This window comes from Desulfosarcina widdelii, from assembly GCF_009688965.1.
GTDB lineage: Bacteria > Desulfobacterota > Desulfobacteria > Desulfobacterales > Desulfosarcinaceae > Desulfosarcina > Desulfosarcina widdelii.
Genome location: NZ_AP021875.1, coordinates 3390759 through 3407213 on the forward strand (window position 1 = coordinate 3390759; position 16455 = coordinate 3407213).

Genomic DNA, 16455 nt, shown 5'->3' on the forward strand with positions numbered 1-16455 from the left:
AATGGGTTTATAAAATGTGGATCACTTTCAGGGCTCAACCCACAAGCCCAAAAAAGCTCTTCCTTTCCAGACCGGACCTCAACCACGAGGTCCGGTTCTTTTTTGAAGCCAGTGTTCTTCATTGGCGATTCAACGATCTGCCTTGATAATTGCCCGGTCTGATTGTAATAATGCGTATAAAAGGCAATCCTGGCAGCTGAAAAAGCGGCCAGGCTATGAATTTTCGAAACGATATTCAGCCCTCAGCGAAAGGGTAAAACCGTCGGTCATCGGAAAAATGGACGATAAAACGCCGGTCATTGCGTTTTCGAAAGTGACCTTTTCTTATCCCAACGGAAAGGTCCTTTTCCAGGATCTTTCGCTCGAATTGGCCGGCGGCAGCTTCTACCTGGTGCACGGGCCTTCCGGCTCGGGCAAATCGACATTTCTACGCCTGATCAACCGGTTGGAGGAACCGTCTCTCGGCCAATTGATGTTCGAAGGCCGTCCACTGACCTCATACAATCCTCCCCTGCTTCGCCGGGAGGTCCTTTATATTCAACAGACACCAACCTCCGTGGATGCAACGGTTCGAGAGAACCTGCTGCTGGCATTTTCGTTTAAAAACAACCGAGACCTTACACCACCCGACGACGATATCCTCAAATCCCGTCTGGACAATTTTCTGCTCAACGACATCCGTCTGGATACTCATGCTTCGACCCTGTCCGTCGGTCAGCTTCAACGCCTTTGCTTTATAAGGGGATTGCTGCTGAATCCGAAGGTTCTCCTGCTGGATGAGCCGGCCAGCGCGCTGGATGAAGAAAGCGCGCGGATCGTGGAGGAAACCGCCGAACGGATGTGCGTCGAGTCGGGCTTGACGGTTCTGATGGTAAGCCACCGAACGTTCAGGCCCGCGCGGGTAAGGCACAAGGTGCTTCAAATCGTCAAAGGTCAAATTGAGTTGCTGACATGACAACAGAAATCGTATCCATCGGGCTGGGCCAACTGGCCATCGGACTTGTCTTCATTCTGTTGGCCGGGCTTGCTTCGTTGCATCATGCGCTCAGGCTGGAAAAAGACCTGCTGGTGGGGACAGTCCGAACTTTTGTACAACTGTTTCTGCTTGGCTATATTCTCATCTTCATTTTCAAGCTGGATAAGGCGGTTTTTGTTCTCTTTGTATTCGGCTTCATGATCTTTTTTGCCGCCTGGGAAATTCGAAGCCGGATCAAAGAAAAGCAGGTTACTTTTTTCTGGCCTTTGCTCGTTTCAATGGCGATCAGTTATATCATCGTTTCCTACATGGTAACTGCCGTGGTGATTGGCGTTACGCCCTGGTGGAAGCCGCAGTATTTCATCCCCATCGGCGGGATGGTGATCGGCAATTCGATGAATGCCATCGCAATTGCTTTGGAACGGCTGTTGGGCGAGCTCCGGAAGCGCCGACACGAAGTTGAGGCCATGCTGTCTTTGGGCGCCGATTACAAGGAGGCCAGCAGGGATATTCTCAGTAACGCCATGCGGGCCGGAATGATTCCATCGATCAATTCCATGATGGCCGTCGGCATTGTGTTCATTCCCGGCATGATGACCGGACAGATTCTGGCCGGCGCCGACCCCCTGCAGGCGGTCCGCTACCAGATCGTGGTGATGATCATGCTGGTGGGATCGACGGCCATTGGGTCTTTGCTGGTGGTTTACCTGGTTCGAAAACGATGCTTCGGCAAAGGTGAGAGGTTGCTGTTGCAACCAGGGAATGATTGATTTTTTAAAAATTCTGTGATGCCTCGAAAAGGCAAGTCTCAAAAATGACTTGCCTTTTCGTTTTTTTCAACGGCATCGTTGCATGATCGGAAGGTTGTTTGTTGAAAAGGCCTCCAAATTCGTTTTACTCATGATGTTTCAAACCATGCGCGGCCTTGAACGCGTGCCATTCATCATGGTCGATACTGCTGTCCTGATTCATGTCGACCGCGTCAAACACTTTTTGTTCCGTATTCTCAAAATAAGATTCAAATTCTTCCCAATTCACGAGGTCATCTCCGTTGGTGTCCATGTCTCCGAAATGGGCGTTAAATGCCTGAGGGTCAGGCATGTCGGTGCTGTGGAATCTTTTATGGCTTGAACATCCAGCGGTCAGCATGATTAGAACCATAAAACCCATAAGCAGAAATCGTCGCTTCATATCGGCCCCCTGTTTCTATCGTTGGTTATATTGGTCGCAGCTGCTTTGGTGCAGTGCGGCGGCTTTTTGCACAACAAAAAGGCAGAGCCCCGTTAGAGGCTCTGCCGTGTACCGCCATACCGGCGGATTTCAATTTATTTGCCTGAATAATCGAAGCTCTGCCGTTGATCATGCCCTTAAATCTTGCAAGCGGCGGCCGATGCCCGGCCAGTGATGCATCGATTGATGAAGTAACCCAGCGTAATCAGCGTTATCGTTGTTCCAATCATCGGGCACCTGCCTTTCGGTTATCCTGCCACATCGATTCCCGGGTCACATCCCAGATGCGGATCCTTGTTTTCACATTCGAAGTTTCTCTCGCGGGTATCCACGTGTCCTTCATTTCTGTCGTCGGTGTAATCCTGAGTTCTATTTTCGGCCATGATGTCACCTCATGTATTTTTTGGTTTTCGATTGTTGCTGTTCCGTCTTGCTTGGTTAAAAGATACAGCATCGGAAGAATTCGGCAATGGGAGCCGGTCGGCTGGGTGATGGCAGGGAAAAACTACCACCATATCCTTTCATTACCATCCGGTAATCTTGGGGTCATATCCCCGTGAAGCTTCGATGGTAGGCTTCGATTCAGTAAACTAAATAGAAAGGCGGTTCAATGCAGACGCAAACCATCGACCAGATTGTAAATGACATCATGACAGACATGTCCAAGGGGAACCGGGGTGCAGCGCCCCGTGCGAATGCCGCATCCGTTCCCGATTTCGATGACGCATTTGGAGACATTCTCCAGGAAAACGATAAAACCGAAAACGACATCATGCGCAAAATCTGGAAGGAACTGCAGGAAACGCATCGGACATCAGTGAAAAGCTGATGGGGCATCCACTTCGGGGGGGAAGCCATTCTGCTGTGGCGGTGAATCGTTAAAGCCGTTTTGATCGATCCTCATCTTTGATATTCCCGTAAAAAGTCACCAGACATGTCATTACCGCGGCGGGAATGACATCAAAGGGCTAAATTCTACTTTTTGCGAAACCGTCATATTTAGACGCAGACAACCGTTTAGGGAACGAACATTTCGTAGACATAAACAGAAGGGGCGGTTCAATTGCGAACCACCCCTTTGATTTTTGGAAAGACGGAATTGTCACGATGGACGGCTGTCGGTCAACTTGGCCGACGCATTCTCGGCGGCCAGCATAGCGTGATACCCCAGAGGCGATGCGGTCAGGAGAGGATGCGTGGCATACTGCATGGTGGCCAGATCTTCGGCCGTGAGTCCTCCCTGGATGGCAGCGGCCACAATGTTGACCATATCCGCAGTGGCTTCTCCTCCGCGCACATGCCCGCCAATAATTTTGCCGGTCTCGCTGTGGAACAGGAGTTTGGCTTTCATGTCGGGGATGCAGCCCGGCAGGCCGCCCGGATGACGGTTGGGGAAAACCGCCTCGCCGACCACGTAGGGGATGTTGGCATCATCGGCAGCCTTGCTGGTCAGGCCCGCGGCACCGATGGAATTCTTCCCCACCGTGGTGCCGAAAGCCCCTACGGCCCCCATGCACTTGCGAACGGGGGCATACAGGTTGCTGGCGGCGATCATGCCTTCGCTGCAGGCAACCGAGGCAAGGCGAACACAGGTCGGCTGGCCGTCGAAGAAGGAAAACTTGGCTGCGCAGTCGCCGGCCGCGAAGATATCCGGGTCGTCGGTCCGCATGTAGGCGTCGACTTTAATGCCCATACGTGGATCGGCTTCCAGGCCGATCTGCTTGGCCAGTTCGATGTTACCGGTGTTCTTTGTAACCTTCACACAGTGGCGATTACTTAAAGGGTAAATTGGACTCAAAATATGTGAATATATGTTATAGTATTGGTGGTTTATAGCGATTTTTAGGCAAAAATAGTGGGAAATGCGAAATTGCTTATGAAGTTTTCGGGTTGAAACCAAGCCATCTGGCTGGCTATTCTACGATATGGCTGAAAAAGACCGAAAAAAATGGGATGCAAAATATCTGGAAAGGCTTGGCAACTCTGAACCTTCCTCCGTACTTGAGAAGTATTGGTCTCTGGCACCAGTTGGCAAAGCTTTGGACATCGCCTGTGGGAACGGCAGAAACAGCATCTTCCTGGCTGATAAAGGATTCGTCGTGGATGCCGTGGATATTTCTAAAGTGGCCACCGACCAATTGGCAGGCAGGCATTCGAATATCAATGTCATTTGCACAGATTTGGATACTTGGGATATCCAACCAGATCGCTATGATCTGATCGTCAACATCCGATTCCTGGACAGACGTCTTTTCCCAATGATCCAAGATGGTCTGAAGCCAGGTGGTATCCTGATTTTTGAATCATTTATGAATGGTAAAAAGGATAAATATTGTCTAAAAAAGAACGAACTGCTTCATGCTTTCCAGCCGTTACGAGTCGTCTATTACGAAGAAAAAAAGATAGACCAAGATGAAAAGTTCGATCAGGTGGCTTCACTTGTTGCGATCAAGGCGGGAAAGCCTTTGATGTGACCATCCACGACTCATATACCCGCAACGAATGTTTTCCTCACATTACTCCTGTAGACTTTTCAGGGTTAAGAAATGGATCGAAAACAAGTTTATCCCCTACCTTAACTTGGGCAAAACAACGTTATGTTTTTACCACCTCTGCAACTGTTTGAAATTGCATAAATTTCATTACATTGTTCCAAAGTTTTTCTCCTCCATTACTAAGTTTGGCTAATTGTTCATCGGTTATCACGAAAGAAAAAAGTACCAAGTGGAAATCGTTTTCCGCCATTCAGATCGCTTGTACACTGGTAGCCTAAAAGATATCAGCCTCGGCGGTGTATATATTGAAACCTATAGCGTTAATCAATTCTCTAAAAAAGATATTGTCACAATTAGTATCCCGTTTGCCTCAGGCCAGAAAAATTTAAAGCGCAAAGGGTGCATTAAATGGCTAAACAATGCAGGTTTTGCTGTTGAATTTATGTAGGTGATAACGAACCGGATTGAAATTAGGCTACATTATAACTTTTTTTAATTTAAGCTCAAATGCTTGCCGTGGAAAGGCATTTATTCTCTCGATGATTGATTCAGTTGCCGCTTTTTGGATTGTTCGAATATTTTGTTCTGATATTTTTTCTTCGATCTGAAAGGACCCTCCTATCTTTTCCGGACCTTCTCTCAGGAACATGAATGGTATAAATGAATTGGCGTCTATCTGTTCCGCTGCGTCTACCAAAATTGTTATGAATGAAATTCTGCATGATTTTCTCAATTTGAATTATCAGTACGACGCTCCGTTTACCCATATTTTTCGTAACAAGGAACACATAGTGCAATATAATTCCCAAGATCCGCTTCGTACAAAACACCGCCAAGAAGGCCATAGCCTCCGGATGTTTTCGATATTTCAATTGTGGTCAAGCAACCGCAGATATGACATCTACCGCGAAACGTATGGGTTTCAGGATTATTATTTCGCTCAAAAATCCTATTGAGCGATTCAATCCCGATGATTGATCTCAGGTCCATTCTGTATGCAGAAAGTGTGATGACCATATAATTCGAAAAAAAATAGTATCCGACCAGAAATTAATTACTGCAATAAAGCAGATCCTCAAACTTTTCAACAGGTATCGGCGGACTGAAAAAAAATCCTTGAGCAAAATGGCATCTATTATCCTTAAGGAAACTCAAACTCTCTATGGTTTCTACACCTTCAGCAACAGCCTTGATATTAAGTTTATGACACATGTCGATCATAGAGGATATAATGGCCCCATCGCGTCCGTTTAAATCAGCATTTCTGATGAAAACCTGATCAATTTTCAACATGTCAACAGGAAAAAGTTTTAAATGAACCAATGAAGAGTAACCTGTTCCGAAGTCATCAAGAGATATTTTAATCCCCATGCTCTTGATTTCATTTATGATTTTCATCGCTCCTTCAGTATCATGCATCATCGCCGTTTCAGTGATTTCAAGCTCTAAAAAATTAGGGTCGAATTGACTAGTCTCGATAGCGGATTTTATTTTATCCACAAGATTAGGATCAAAAAACTGACGTACCGATAGATTGACGCCTAAATTGAGATCATTGAAACCTTGGTCATGCCAAACTTTACCTTGGTGGCAGGCGGAATTAATAACCCAATCTCCTATTTCGATAATCATTCCTGTTTCTTCTGCCAAAGGGATGAAATCTTTGGGAGATACCATACCCAGTTCTTTGTCTTCCCAACGGATTAGGGCTTCCATTCCAGTCATCTTAGCATTATCGATATTATACTGCGGCTGGTAATATAGCTGTAGATCACTGTTTTTAATAGCGTATCGTAATTTGGTCTCTACTTTAACACGCTCTTTGGCTCTTTGATTCATATCAGGTGAATAATATTGAAAGTTATTCTTCCCTTTGGATTTGGCCTTATACATTGCCGTGTCAGCATTTTTGAGCAAGGTTTCAACGTCATCTCCGTCATCAGGATAAAAAGCGATTCCGATGCTGGTCGATATGAAAATCTCCCTGTCTAATATCTCGAAAGGCTCTTTGAATATATTTAGGATTCTTTCCGCAATCCTTGTTGTGGCCCGTTTGTCTGAAACATCAGGAATGATGAAAGTAAATTCATCTCCACCTATTCGTGCAAGGTAGTCAGAATTGTTCTTTTCGTCCAAGTTAATAGTTCCACCAGGCCTTGCTATCGTATCGGTTTCCCTCAAATATTTTTTTAGTCTATCGCCCACATTAGTAAGAAGTTTATCGCCGGCAGAATGACCGAACGTATCGTTCGTCTTTTTAAACTCATCCAGATCGAAAAAAAATACAGCTACTGATTTACCTTTTCTATTTGCTTTGGTTATTTCGTGATACAGTCGGTCTAAGAATAAAGGACGGCTGGGAAGATTGGTTAAAGAATCATAATAGGCCAAGGCCTCTATTTTTTCCTGGCTTTTCTTTAATTCGGTGATGTTGTGTGAAATGACGACTGCATAGGATGCTTTTGAACCAGAAGTGAAGCAGGGTGTATAGACGGTCTCAATATAGCTGATCTCATTCTTTTTAAATTCGTATGCCGCTATATGAGATACTGTTTTCCCGCTAAAGCATTCGTCCAACTTTGATTTTATTATTTCTTCGAATATTTTCTCTCCCCAAACATCTGCCACGGTATGATTTAGGATTTCTTCCTTTTTTAACTGGCGAGCCCTCGTGTAAGCATCAGTAACTATGAGATATTTATAGCCCCGGTCAATAAGAGTGATAGAGTCGAGAGAGGCATTTACCATCATCTTATATAGTTCCAGTTCGTGTTCCAGTTTTTTATGTATGAGATTTTTTGTGTTCATCTTTTAAAGCCTTATAACTCTACTACGAGTATTTTGGATGATAAAACAAATTTGCAAGTATCGGTCATCAATTGAGATCTAATGATCCTTAGCACGATATTGCCAGCATTTGTAACACTTATTTGCGGATATATTTAAAACCCTATGCCCGAACGGTGTTACGAGCACCTGGTCTACAAGCATTACCGATTGAGGTGCTGGAAATAAAAAAAGGGACCCCTCATACTGCTGAGGGAATCCCTTTCGAATTAAATATCGACGCGTTAGACTTTTGTCACGTTTGCTGCAGCAGGTCCTTTTGGACCCTGTTCGATGTCAAATGTGACCCGGTCACCTTCGTTGAGAGATCTGAATCCGGTGGCGTTGATTGCCGAATGATGAACAAAAACATCATTCCCATCTTCCTGCTCGATAAAACCAAAACCCTTGCTGTCATTAAACCACTTCACAAGAAATAATAGGGGTCACATCTTAATTATTAATTTTTGAAAAATCTTTACGCTTTGATTTTTAAAGCCCTGAGATAGGAAGGGCAAATAATTAAGATGTGATAATCATATAAAGGACTTAGAGTGACTTAGGCGTCAACTTCAGATGGCAAGGTTGCGCATCAAGCGTGACATTTATCCATGAAACGATTCTGGATTGGGGTGACGCTTACGAGCGTTATTGCAATGTGAAATACATCCTGAAAAGTCGATAAATATCACTACCGCCTGATGCGCTAAAAGAGGGCACCTCCCTAATCGTAGCAGCAACTGCTATGATACCAGCAGGCGTGAGAGCCTGACAATTCGACTTTATTGGATTTAGGAGGTGCCCAATGACAACATATGCCGGAATCGATCTTCATTCAAACAATATTTTTCTCGGGATCATCGACAGTGAAAACAAGAGGCTTTTCAGTCAACGTTTGGCCAACAAGCTCAACGTCATTAAGGAAGCCCTGAGGCCGTTCAAACAGGCCCTGTCCGGTATCGCAGTCGAATCAACCTTCAACTGGTATTGGCTGGTCGACGGGCTTCAGGATGCCGGATACAAGATGCATTTGGCAAATCCATCGGCGATTAAGCAGTACGAAGGGATCAAACACAGGGACGACAGGTCCGATGCGTTCTGGTTGACCCAGATGCTCATGCTGGGGATATTGCCCGAAGGCTAAAGCGGCCCGGACCAACAATACCGTTGCAAGAAAAGCCCTGGCCAATAAAACTGAAACCCGGCGACGTATTGAAATACGTGCTCAAACAGAAGGAGAAAAGAAGCGGAGCAGTCGGGTGGTAAGAAATGAAAAAGCCGTCTGAAAAGCCGTCAATCGAGGTGCTGGAAAAAGAAAAGAGCCCAACCGGTTTTCTAACTGGTTGGACTCTCTATAAATAATGGCGGGAGCGACGAGACTCGAACTCGCGACCTCCGGCGTGACAGGCCGGCGTTCTAACCAAACTGAACTACGCCCCCGAAAGTGATGTCAGCATTTAGGCTGGTAGGCGGAACAGGGCTTGAACCTGTGACCCCCGGCTTGTAAGGCCGGTGCTCTCCCAACTGAGCTATCCGCCCGAATTTATAAAGAGCTTTCCTTTGCGGACCTGCAAAAGAAGAAGCGCATAACTACCAATTCACCCTGACAAAGTCAAGCCAAAAATCAGGGCGTAACCACTTTTCAATTGATGGAGAGACTGGCCTGTTCGCCTTCGTTTTTCCCCACCCCGATATGCATGTCATCGTTGGCAAACAGGCGCTCATCCTGGCCAAGCACCAGGGCATGGCCGAGCACCTCGTCCATGTGCTCCACGGGAACGATTTTCATCTGCCGGGTGACCACTTTGGGGATGTCCTTGAGGTCCTTCTCGTTTTCCTTGGGGATCACCACCTTGCGAATCCCGCCCCGGTGGGCGGCCAGCAGCTTCTCCTTGAGCCCGCCAATAGGCAGAACCCGCCCCCGCAATGTAATTTCGCCGGTCATGGCCACATCACGGCGAACCGGACGACGCGTCAGGGCCGACACCAGGGATGTGCACATGGAGATACCGGCCGAAGGACCGTCCTTGGGAATGGCCCCTTCCGGGATATGGATGTGAAGATCCAGTTCCTTATAGAAATTGGTATCGATGCCTAGCCGTTCGGATCGGGAACGCACGAAGCTCACCGCCGCCTGGGCGGATTCCTTCATCACATCCCCCAGTTTTCCGGTAATGTTCAACTTGCCCTTGCCCGGCATGGTCAGCGTTTCCACGCACAGCAGTTCACCGCCCACCTGGGTCCAGGCCAATCCGGTCACCAGGCCGATCTGATCTTTCTCCTCGATCTGGCTGACCTTGAACGGCGGCGGTCCCAGCAGCGTGGTGACGGTGTTGGATGCGATAACGTGTTTTTTATCTTCCTCCTGGTTGACCACCTTGCGGGCCGTCTTGCGGCAGATGGAGGAAATTTCCCGCTCCAGGTTGCGCACGCCCGCCTCGCGGGTGTACCGCTGAATGATTTCGTACAGCGCCGCCCTGGAGAAAGAGATATTTTCCTCTTTCAGACCGTTGGCCGAAATCTGCTTGGGAACCAGAAACTCTTTGGCGATATTGTATTTTTCCAGCTCCGTGTAGCCGGGCAGCCGGATAATCTCCATGCGGTCCTGCAGCGGCAGCGGAATGTCCGGCAGCGTGTTGGCCGTGGTGATGAACAGGATCTCGGAAAGGTCGTAATCCAGATCCAGATAGTGATCGTTGAAGCTGTAATTCTGCTCCGGATCGAGCACTTCCAGAAGCGCCGATGACGGGTCGCCCCGGAAATCCATACTCATCTTGTCCACTTCGTCCAGGCAGAAAACCGGGTTGTTGACCCCCGTCTTTTTCAGGGACTGAATAATCTTGCCGGGCATGGCGCCGATGTAGGTGCGGCGATGGCCCCGGATCTCGGCTTCGTCCCGAACGCCCCCCAGCGACAGACGCACAAACTTGCGCCCCGTGGCCCGGGCCACGGATTTGGCCAGGGATGTTTTGCCCACGCCGGGAGGACCCACCAGGCAGAGAATCGGCCCGCGCAGTTTTTTGACCAGGGTCTGAACGGCCAGGTACTCGAGGATACGCTCCTTGGGTTTTTCCAGGCCGTAGTGGTCTTCATTGAGGATTTTCTCGGCCTCGATCAGGTCGTGGCGGATTTTGCTGCGCTTGAACCACGGAAGGCTGATCATCCAGTCGATGTAATTTCTCACCACCGTGGCTTCGGCCGACATGGGGGTCATGAGCTTGAGCTTCTTCAGCTCCTGACGGGCTTTGGAATTGGCCTCCTTGGACATGCGCTTGCGCTTGATCTTCTTTTCGAGATCCTTAAGCTCGTCAGCCATCTCGTCTTCGGCGCCCATCTCCTTCTTGATGGCCCGCATCTGCTCATTGAGATAGTAATTCTTCTGGGTCTTTTCCATCTGCTCTTTGACCCGGCCTTTGATGCGCTGATCCATCTGGTAGACTTCAATTTCCAGTTTGATCAGCTTGACCAGCAGCGCCAGGCGCTTGCTCAGATCGGTGGTCTCCAGCAGATTCTGCTTGTTTTCCAGCTTAAAGGAGAAATGAGAAGCCACCGAATCGGCCAGTTTGGACGGATCGGAGATGGCCGAAACTTTGGCCAGCAGCTCTTTGGAAATGCTCTTGTTGATGGACGCGTATTCGCTGAAATCGTCGATCACCGCCCGCATCAGGGCCTCGACCTCGACGGCATCACCGGGCTCGTCGGCAAGGGCCTTGAGTTCGACTTCAAAAAATTCCGGATTGGAAACATAGCGCTGAATACTGGCGCGTTGCTTGCCCTCGATCAACGCCTTGACCGTTCCGTCGGGAAGGCGCAGCAGTTGGAGAACGGTTCCGATCACGCCCACGTCGCAGATATCTTTTTCCGTGGGATTGTCCACGCTGGCGTTGCGCTGGGTGGCCAGGAAAATGCGTTTGTCCTTGTTCATGGCGCTGGAAAGCGCACTGACGGATTTGTTTCTTCCGACGAAAAGCGGCGCCACCATGTGCGGGAAGACAACGATGTCTCGCAACGGAAGCAGCGGAAGCGTTTCGCTGGCGATTTCGATTTCCTGGTTCTTGAAAAATTTAGGTATATTTACCATATGTTCGTACTAACCTTTATTGGTTTCGCAACAAGCCGGGGTATTTCCATTTCAGTCGCACCCGCAAAGGCGAAGACACGGTATCGCCGGTCAGTTATGGATAGCGCTAAAGCTTCACTGCGTGCGCCCGCCTGCGCTGGAATGACATGAACGGTAACCGATTTCGAGTCTGTCGAACTTTACTTGGCTCCCCGGTCCATCAGGCCTGTTTCTTGGACGGCTCGAAAAGCAGGATCGGCTCCTCTTTCTTGAGCACGACCTCTTCGCCGATGACACACTCTTTGACGTCATCCTTGGACGGGATGTCGTACATGATGTCCAGCATGCAGGATTCCAGAATGGCCCGCAGCCCACGGGCGCCGGACTTCCGTTTCAGGGCTTCGTCAGCGATGGCCGACAGCGCGCTGTCCGTCAGGCGCAGGTTAACGCCCTCGATTTCAAACAGCTTCTTGTACTGCTTGATCAAGGCGTTCTTGGGCTCGGTGAGAATCCGAACCAGACTTCCGGCGCTGAGTTCGTCCAGGGTGGCGATCACCGGCAGCCGGCCGAGAAATTCGGGAATCAGGCCGAATTTGATCAGGTCTTCGGGCTGCACTTCCTTCAGGGTTTCGCCCAGGCTGCGTTCGGTCTCCTTTTTGACCTTGGCACCGAATCCCATGAGCTTGCTGCCCATGCGCCGGTTGATGATCTGCTCCAGGCCGTTGAAGGTACCGCCGCAAATGAACAGGATGTTGGAGGTGTCCACCTTGACGAAATCCTGCTGGGGATGCTTGCGGCCCCCTTTGGGCGGAACGCTGGCGGTGGTGCCTTCGATAATTTTCAGCAGGGCCTGCTGCACGCCCTCGCCGGACACGTCGCGTGTGATGGAGGGGTTGTCCGACTTGCTGGCGATCTTGTCGATCTCATCGATGTAAACGATGCCCCGTTTGGCCTTTTCCACATCGTAGTCGGCGTTCTGCAGCAGGGAGAGAATGATATTCTCCACGTCCTCACCCACATAGCCGGCCTCGGTGAGGCTGGTGGCGTCGGCAATCGTGAAGGGCACGTTCAGAAAACGGGCCAGGGTCTGGGCCAGCAGGGTTTTTCCGCAGCCGGTGGGACCGATCAGCAGAATGTTGCTTTTCTGGATCTCCACCTCGCCCGAATTGAGGCTCGAGTCCAGCCGCTTGTAGTGGTTGTAGACCGCCACCGCCAGGATCTTCTTGGCCGCGTCCTGCTCGATCACGTAGTCGTCCAGACGATCCTTGATCTCGTGAGGGATCATCAGGTTTTCGAACTCGCCGGCTTCTTTTTCGTTCTCTTCCTCGATGATCTCGCTGCAAAGCTGGATACATTCGTCGCAGATGTAGACTGCCGGCCCGGCGATCAGCTTTTTGACCTCTTTCTGGTTCTTCCCGCAAAAGGAACAGAACAGATTGTCATTGGAATCGTCTTTTTTGGCCATGTTATTCCTCCGATTCGGATATCTTGTCCAGGTCATCCCGGTCGGTGATGACATGGTCGACGATACCGTACGATTTGGCTTCCGCACCGGACATGAAGTTGTCCCGGTCGGTATCCTTCTGGACGTCCTCCATACTCTTGCCGGTATGACGCACCAGGATGTCGTTCAGGGCGTCTTTCATGCGCAGGATCTCCTTGGCCTGGATGGCAATGTCCGACGCCTGGCCCTGGAACCCGCCCATGGGCTGATGAATCATAATCCGCGAGTGGGGCAGTGCATAGCGTTTCTTGTTAGCGCCGGCGGCCAGCAAAAGCGCGCCCATACTGGCGGCCTGGCCGATGCACACCGTGGTCACGTCGGGTTTGATGTACTGCATGGTGTCGTAAACCGCCAGCCCCGAGGTGACAACGCCGCCCGGCGAGTTGATGTACAAATTGATGTCCTTGTCCGGGTCTTCGGATTCGAGGAACAGCATCTGGGCGATCAGCAGGTTGGCCACATCGTCGTTGATGGCGGTACCCAGAAAGATGATGCGGTCTTTCAAAAGCCGGGAGTAGATATCGTAGGCCCGCTCGCCTCTGCTGGTTTGGTCGATGACCATCGGAATTAATGCCACTCTTTGGTCTCCTTTACACCGGATTCAATCCCGTTGCCGCCTGATCATCCAGCGCTGCCGGGTTTGAATCCAATGGCATGAAAAAGTGATTCTGCGTTCCGGCCATAACCTTGAAATGACCGCCAACCGTTTCGGACGAAATCCCTATTCCGAGGCCTCCGGAGCTTCTTTCTCCGGCTCCACGGTTTCGATCTCGTTCCTTTCCATTATAAGCTTAATCGCCTGTTTTTCAAGTAAGGCGTGCTTAAAAAGCTCCAGCTTGTCGCCGCTGTTTCCGTAGATTCCCTTGATCACATCCACCGGTTGGTTGTAGGTGGCGGCCATCTCTTCATAGCCTTTTTCAAGATCCTCATCGGCCAGTTCCATCTTTTCTTGATCGATGATCTTTCCAAGAATCAGTTGGCGCCGCACCTGCTTTTCCGCCGTATCGCGATATTTTTCGGCCAGGCTCTCTTTGGAAATGCCGGCCTCTTCGAAGGTTTTGTTGTGGTACGAAAAGGATCTTTCGGCATCGGAGATGATGCTGTTGAGTTCATATTCCACCATCACATCGGGAACTTCGAATTCGACCTTTTCCAGAATCTGGCTGAAAATCTGTTCGTTGATCTCCTGCTCCTTGCGCTTTTCGTACCCCTGGGTCAGGTTCTCCCGGATCTTTTCCTTGACTTCGTCGATGGTGGTGAATGGCCCGAGCTGCTTGGCCATTTCGTCATCGATCTCCGGCAGCACCTCTTTGCGGATTTCGTTGAGTTTCACTTTGAAGTCCACCGTGTGGCCGGCCAGCTTCTTGTTGAAATAGTCCTCGGGGAAAACCACGGTGATCTCTTTTTCGTCACCGGGATTCATGCCCACAACGCCCTTGTCCATGTCTTCGGAGATGTGGCCGTCTCCGAGCTTGAAGACGAAATTTTCGGTTTTTTTAGTCTCTTCAAAGGGTTTGCCGTCCTTGAAGCCCTCGTAGTCCACCTGCACGAAGTCGCCTTCCTGAGCGGCCCGCGCTTCGTCGATGGGCTCACGCTTGGCCAGGTTCTTCTGCATCATTTTGATCTGGACGTCCACCTCTTCTTCGCTGGCCGCATAGTTGGTTCTCTTCAAGGTCAGCCCCGTGAAATCGATATCGGCGATTTCCGGATGAACTTCAACCTCGGCGTCAAATTGATAGGCACTTTTGGGATCCAGTTCCGGCGGGTCCACCGTCGGCGATCCCACCACCTTCAGCTCGGTTTCCTTGAGCGCGTCCACATAGGCCTTCTGGATCAACTCGCCGGTTACATCGGCATGAACATCCTTTTTATATAGACGTTCGAGAACGTTGCGGGGTGTTTTTCCCGGCCGGAAGCCTTTGACCTTGGCCGTTTTCTTAAGGGTTTTGTATGCATCGTCCAACGCGCGGGTCACGTCCGCTTCGGGAATTTCGATGTGCATCACTTTTTTTACGGAGCTTCGATCTTCAACGGTAACCTTCATAATCTTCCTTTCTGGGGCCTGAACGAAAACATCTTGCGGCAGTATCTTGGTTCAGGTAAAAAATTAAGCGCCCCGACGCGACAGGCATCAGGGCTACGTACAAACCGTTTCCGGCAGAACCGCGACGCCGGGATTAAAATGGTGGCAAGCGTTCACAGGGCACCGCATCTGCTTTGTTCCCGGGCACTTGAAGTATGAACACAATACGTCTGCGTGCCCGGCGCCTCACATCTGCGGCACCCTGTAAACGCTTACTGAGCCTGCAGTTTCAGCACATTGGGCATTTCAACCCCGTGAACGCGCACAAATGGTGCGAGAGGGGAGACTTGAACTCCCACTCTGTCGCCAGAGCTGGATCCTAAGTCCAGTGCGTCTACCAATTCCGCCACTCTCGCATGATTTACCCACAATTATTATGTCGAGTGCATTCCGTAACTTGACAATATCTGCAAATAAACTAAACTTCGCAGGAAAATCAACCAGAAAAAATAATATTGATGGACCTTTGTGTCAAGGATTCCGACTTGTTCACCGTCTCCGCTAAACCGCAGATCGCCTTCGTAAATGTCCTGGCATTGCTTGCTATTGGGTTTCTTCTTTCAATCGCAGCGGTTTACGGCCAGGCCGAACCCGTTCTTGCGGCTACCGTTGTTCTTGATCCCGGCCACGGCGGCAATGACGAAGGGGCGGGAAGCGGCAGTGCCTTTTCGGAAAAGCGTTTCACCCTGGCATTGGCGCAAGCTGTGGCTGCCGCTCTGCCTCCGAAGCACCGCGTTGAACTGACCCGCACTGCCGACATCGATCTGGCTCCGGCAGATCGGGCCGCTTTGGCCAACCACCTGAAGGCGGATCTGATGGTCAGCCTGCACGCTGCTGTGGCCCCGTATTGCAGCGACCCAACCGCCGCCGTCTATGTCCACAATGACGAGCGGCTGGTTATGCCTTCGGGAAAAACCAAGGCGCCGGACAGCGACCCTCCGGCATGGGAAACGCTCCAAATCCGGCACCAGCAAGAAAGCCAGGAGGTTGCCGAAGAGATCCGGATGACATTGGAAGCCAGCGGTTCGTTTGACCATGTGGCGGTTTACAAGGCGCCGCTGATCGCCCTGATGGGCGCCGATCTGCCGGCGGTGCTGCTGGAGGTTGGCTGCATTCATCCGACCATCGCGCTCACCAAGGATCAATACGAACAGCAGGTGAAGGCTTACGCCGGGCCGATTGCCGCAGCCATCGAAATGGCCCTGGACACACTGGCGCCATGACCATCAGCGGCACTCAGCGCTTGCACGTCGAAATAAACAATGGTAAGAGGGCACCAAA

General features: G+C 50.1%; 16 protein-coding genes and 3 tRNA genes. 7 read left to right on the forward strand and 12 right to left on the reverse strand.

The features are described 5' to 3' along the window. The first annotated feature begins 277 nt into the window (after window positions 1–277). Together GN111_RS15700 and GN111_RS15705 are read left to right on the forward strand one after the other, a co-directional pair. The gene (locus tag GN111_RS15700) at window positions 278–955 is read left to right on the forward strand and encodes an ABC transporter ATP-binding protein (protein ID WP_155304653.1); all 678 of its coding nucleotides are present in this window, start codon (window positions 278–280) and stop codon (window positions 953–955) included. Continuing rightward, on the forward strand, window positions 952–1746 hold the full coding sequence (locus GN111_RS15705) for an ABC transporter permease (protein ID WP_155304654.1): 795 nt from the start codon (window positions 952–954) through the stop codon (window positions 1744–1746). Before GN111_RS15700 ends, GN111_RS15705 begins: the two co-directional genes overlap by 4 nt. 124 nt (window positions 1747–1870) lie before the next feature. On the opposite strand, the gene GN111_RS15710 is transcribed toward GN111_RS15705, so the two are convergent. Together GN111_RS15710 and GN111_RS34205 are read right to left on the reverse strand one after the other, a co-directional pair. After that, a complete protein-coding gene (locus tag GN111_RS15710; RefSeq protein ID WP_155304655.1) occupies window positions 1871–2167 on the reverse strand; it encodes a CREC-EF hand family protein in 297 nt (98 codons plus the stop codon). 287 nt (window positions 2168–2454) lie between these two features. Continuing rightward, a complete protein-coding gene (locus tag GN111_RS34205) occupies window positions 2455–2589 on the reverse strand; it encodes a hypothetical protein (protein WP_269433840.1) in 135 nt (44 codons plus the stop codon). A 227-nt stretch (window positions 2590–2816) separates the two neighbouring features. Between GN111_RS34205 and GN111_RS15715 the strand changes: the two genes are divergently transcribed. Further along, window positions 2817–3035 (forward strand): hypothetical protein, encoded by a 219-nt coding sequence (locus GN111_RS15715; RefSeq protein WP_155304656.1) that lies wholly within the window; start codon window positions 2817–2819, stop codon window positions 3033–3035. A gap of 273 nt (window positions 3036–3308) precedes the next feature. Here the strand turns inward: GN111_RS15715 and GN111_RS15720 are convergent, their stop codons facing one another. After that, a complete protein-coding gene (locus tag GN111_RS15720; protein ID WP_231715759.1) occupies window positions 3309–3968 on the reverse strand; it encodes an oxidoreductase dimerization domain-containing protein in 660 nt (219 codons plus the stop codon). Between the two features lie 163 nt (window positions 3969–4131). On the opposite strand from GN111_RS15720, the gene GN111_RS15725 reads away from it, so the two are divergent. Both GN111_RS15725 and GN111_RS15730 read left to right on the forward strand, forming a co-directional pair. Beyond that, window positions 4132–4680, forward strand: a complete 549-nt coding sequence (locus GN111_RS15725) for a class I SAM-dependent methyltransferase (RefSeq protein ID WP_155304657.1) — start codon at window positions 4132–4134, stop codon at window positions 4678–4680. Between the two features lie 214 nt (window positions 4681–4894). Next, complete coding sequence (locus tag GN111_RS15730; RefSeq protein ID WP_155304658.1) at window positions 4895–5149, forward strand: PilZ domain-containing protein; 255 nt, start codon at window positions 4895–4897, stop codon at window positions 5147–5149. Window positions 5150–5751: 602 nt separating this feature from the next. On the opposite strand, the gene GN111_RS15735 is transcribed toward GN111_RS15730, so the two are convergent. Then, entirely contained in the window at window positions 5752–7509 is a 1758-nt protein-coding gene (locus tag GN111_RS15735; RefSeq protein WP_155304659.1) for a sensor domain-containing protein, read from the reverse strand. A 263-nt stretch (window positions 7510–7772) separates the two neighbouring features. Next, window positions 7773–7958 carry a cold shock domain-containing protein gene (locus GN111_RS15740; RefSeq protein WP_155304660.1) on the reverse strand — a complete coding sequence of 62 codons (186 nt, stop codon included), beginning with the start codon at window positions 7956–7958 and terminating at the stop codon, window positions 7773–7775. A 374-nt stretch (window positions 7959–8332) separates the two neighbouring features. On the opposite strand from GN111_RS15740, the gene GN111_RS15745 reads away from it, so the two are divergent. Beyond that, entirely contained in the window at window positions 8333–8671 is a 339-nt protein-coding gene (locus tag GN111_RS15745; RefSeq protein ID WP_155304661.1) for an IS110 family transposase, read from the forward strand. A gap of 218 nt (window positions 8672–8889) precedes the next feature. Here the strand turns inward: GN111_RS15745 and GN111_RS15750 are convergent. The 7 genes from GN111_RS15750 to GN111_RS15780 form a co-directional block, all read right to left on the reverse strand. Further along, window positions 8890–8967 (reverse strand) — tRNA-Asp (locus tag GN111_RS15750). A gap of 23 nt (window positions 8968–8990) precedes the next feature. After that, a tRNA-Val gene (locus GN111_RS15755) sits at window positions 8991–9066 on the reverse strand. A gap of 103 nt (window positions 9067–9169) precedes the next feature. Then, complete coding sequence (gene lon, locus GN111_RS15760) at window positions 9170–11608, reverse strand: endopeptidase La (protein ID WP_155304662.1); 2439 nt, start codon at window positions 11606–11608, stop codon at window positions 9170–9172. Between the two features lie 199 nt (window positions 11609–11807). Beyond that, window positions 11808–13052, reverse strand: coding sequence for an ATP-dependent Clp protease ATP-binding subunit ClpX (clpX, locus tag GN111_RS15765; RefSeq protein ID WP_155304663.1), 1245 nt, complete (start codon window positions 13050–13052; stop codon window positions 11808–11810). A 1-nt stretch (window position 13053) separates the two neighbouring features. Next, the gene (clpP, locus tag GN111_RS15770; protein ID WP_155304664.1) at window positions 13054–13668 is read right to left on the reverse strand and encodes an ATP-dependent Clp endopeptidase proteolytic subunit ClpP; all 615 of its coding nucleotides are present in this window, start codon (window positions 13666–13668) and stop codon (window positions 13054–13056) included. Window positions 13669–13812: 144 nt separating this feature from the next. Beyond that, the gene (gene tig / locus GN111_RS15775; RefSeq protein ID WP_155304665.1) at window positions 13813–15135 is read right to left on the reverse strand and encodes a trigger factor; all 1323 of its coding nucleotides are present in this window, start codon (window positions 15133–15135) and stop codon (window positions 13813–13815) included. A 308-nt stretch (window positions 15136–15443) separates the two neighbouring features. After that, a tRNA-Leu gene (locus GN111_RS15780) sits at window positions 15444–15530 on the reverse strand. Between the two features lie 102 nt (window positions 15531–15632). Between GN111_RS15780 and GN111_RS15785 the strand changes: the two genes are divergently transcribed. Next, window positions 15633–16397: an N-acetylmuramoyl-L-alanine amidase family protein gene (locus GN111_RS15785; RefSeq protein ID WP_231715790.1), complete on the forward strand. Its 765-nt coding sequence runs from the start codon at window positions 15633–15635 to the stop codon at window positions 16395–16397. The last annotated feature ends 58 nt before the right edge of the window (window positions 16398–16455 follow it).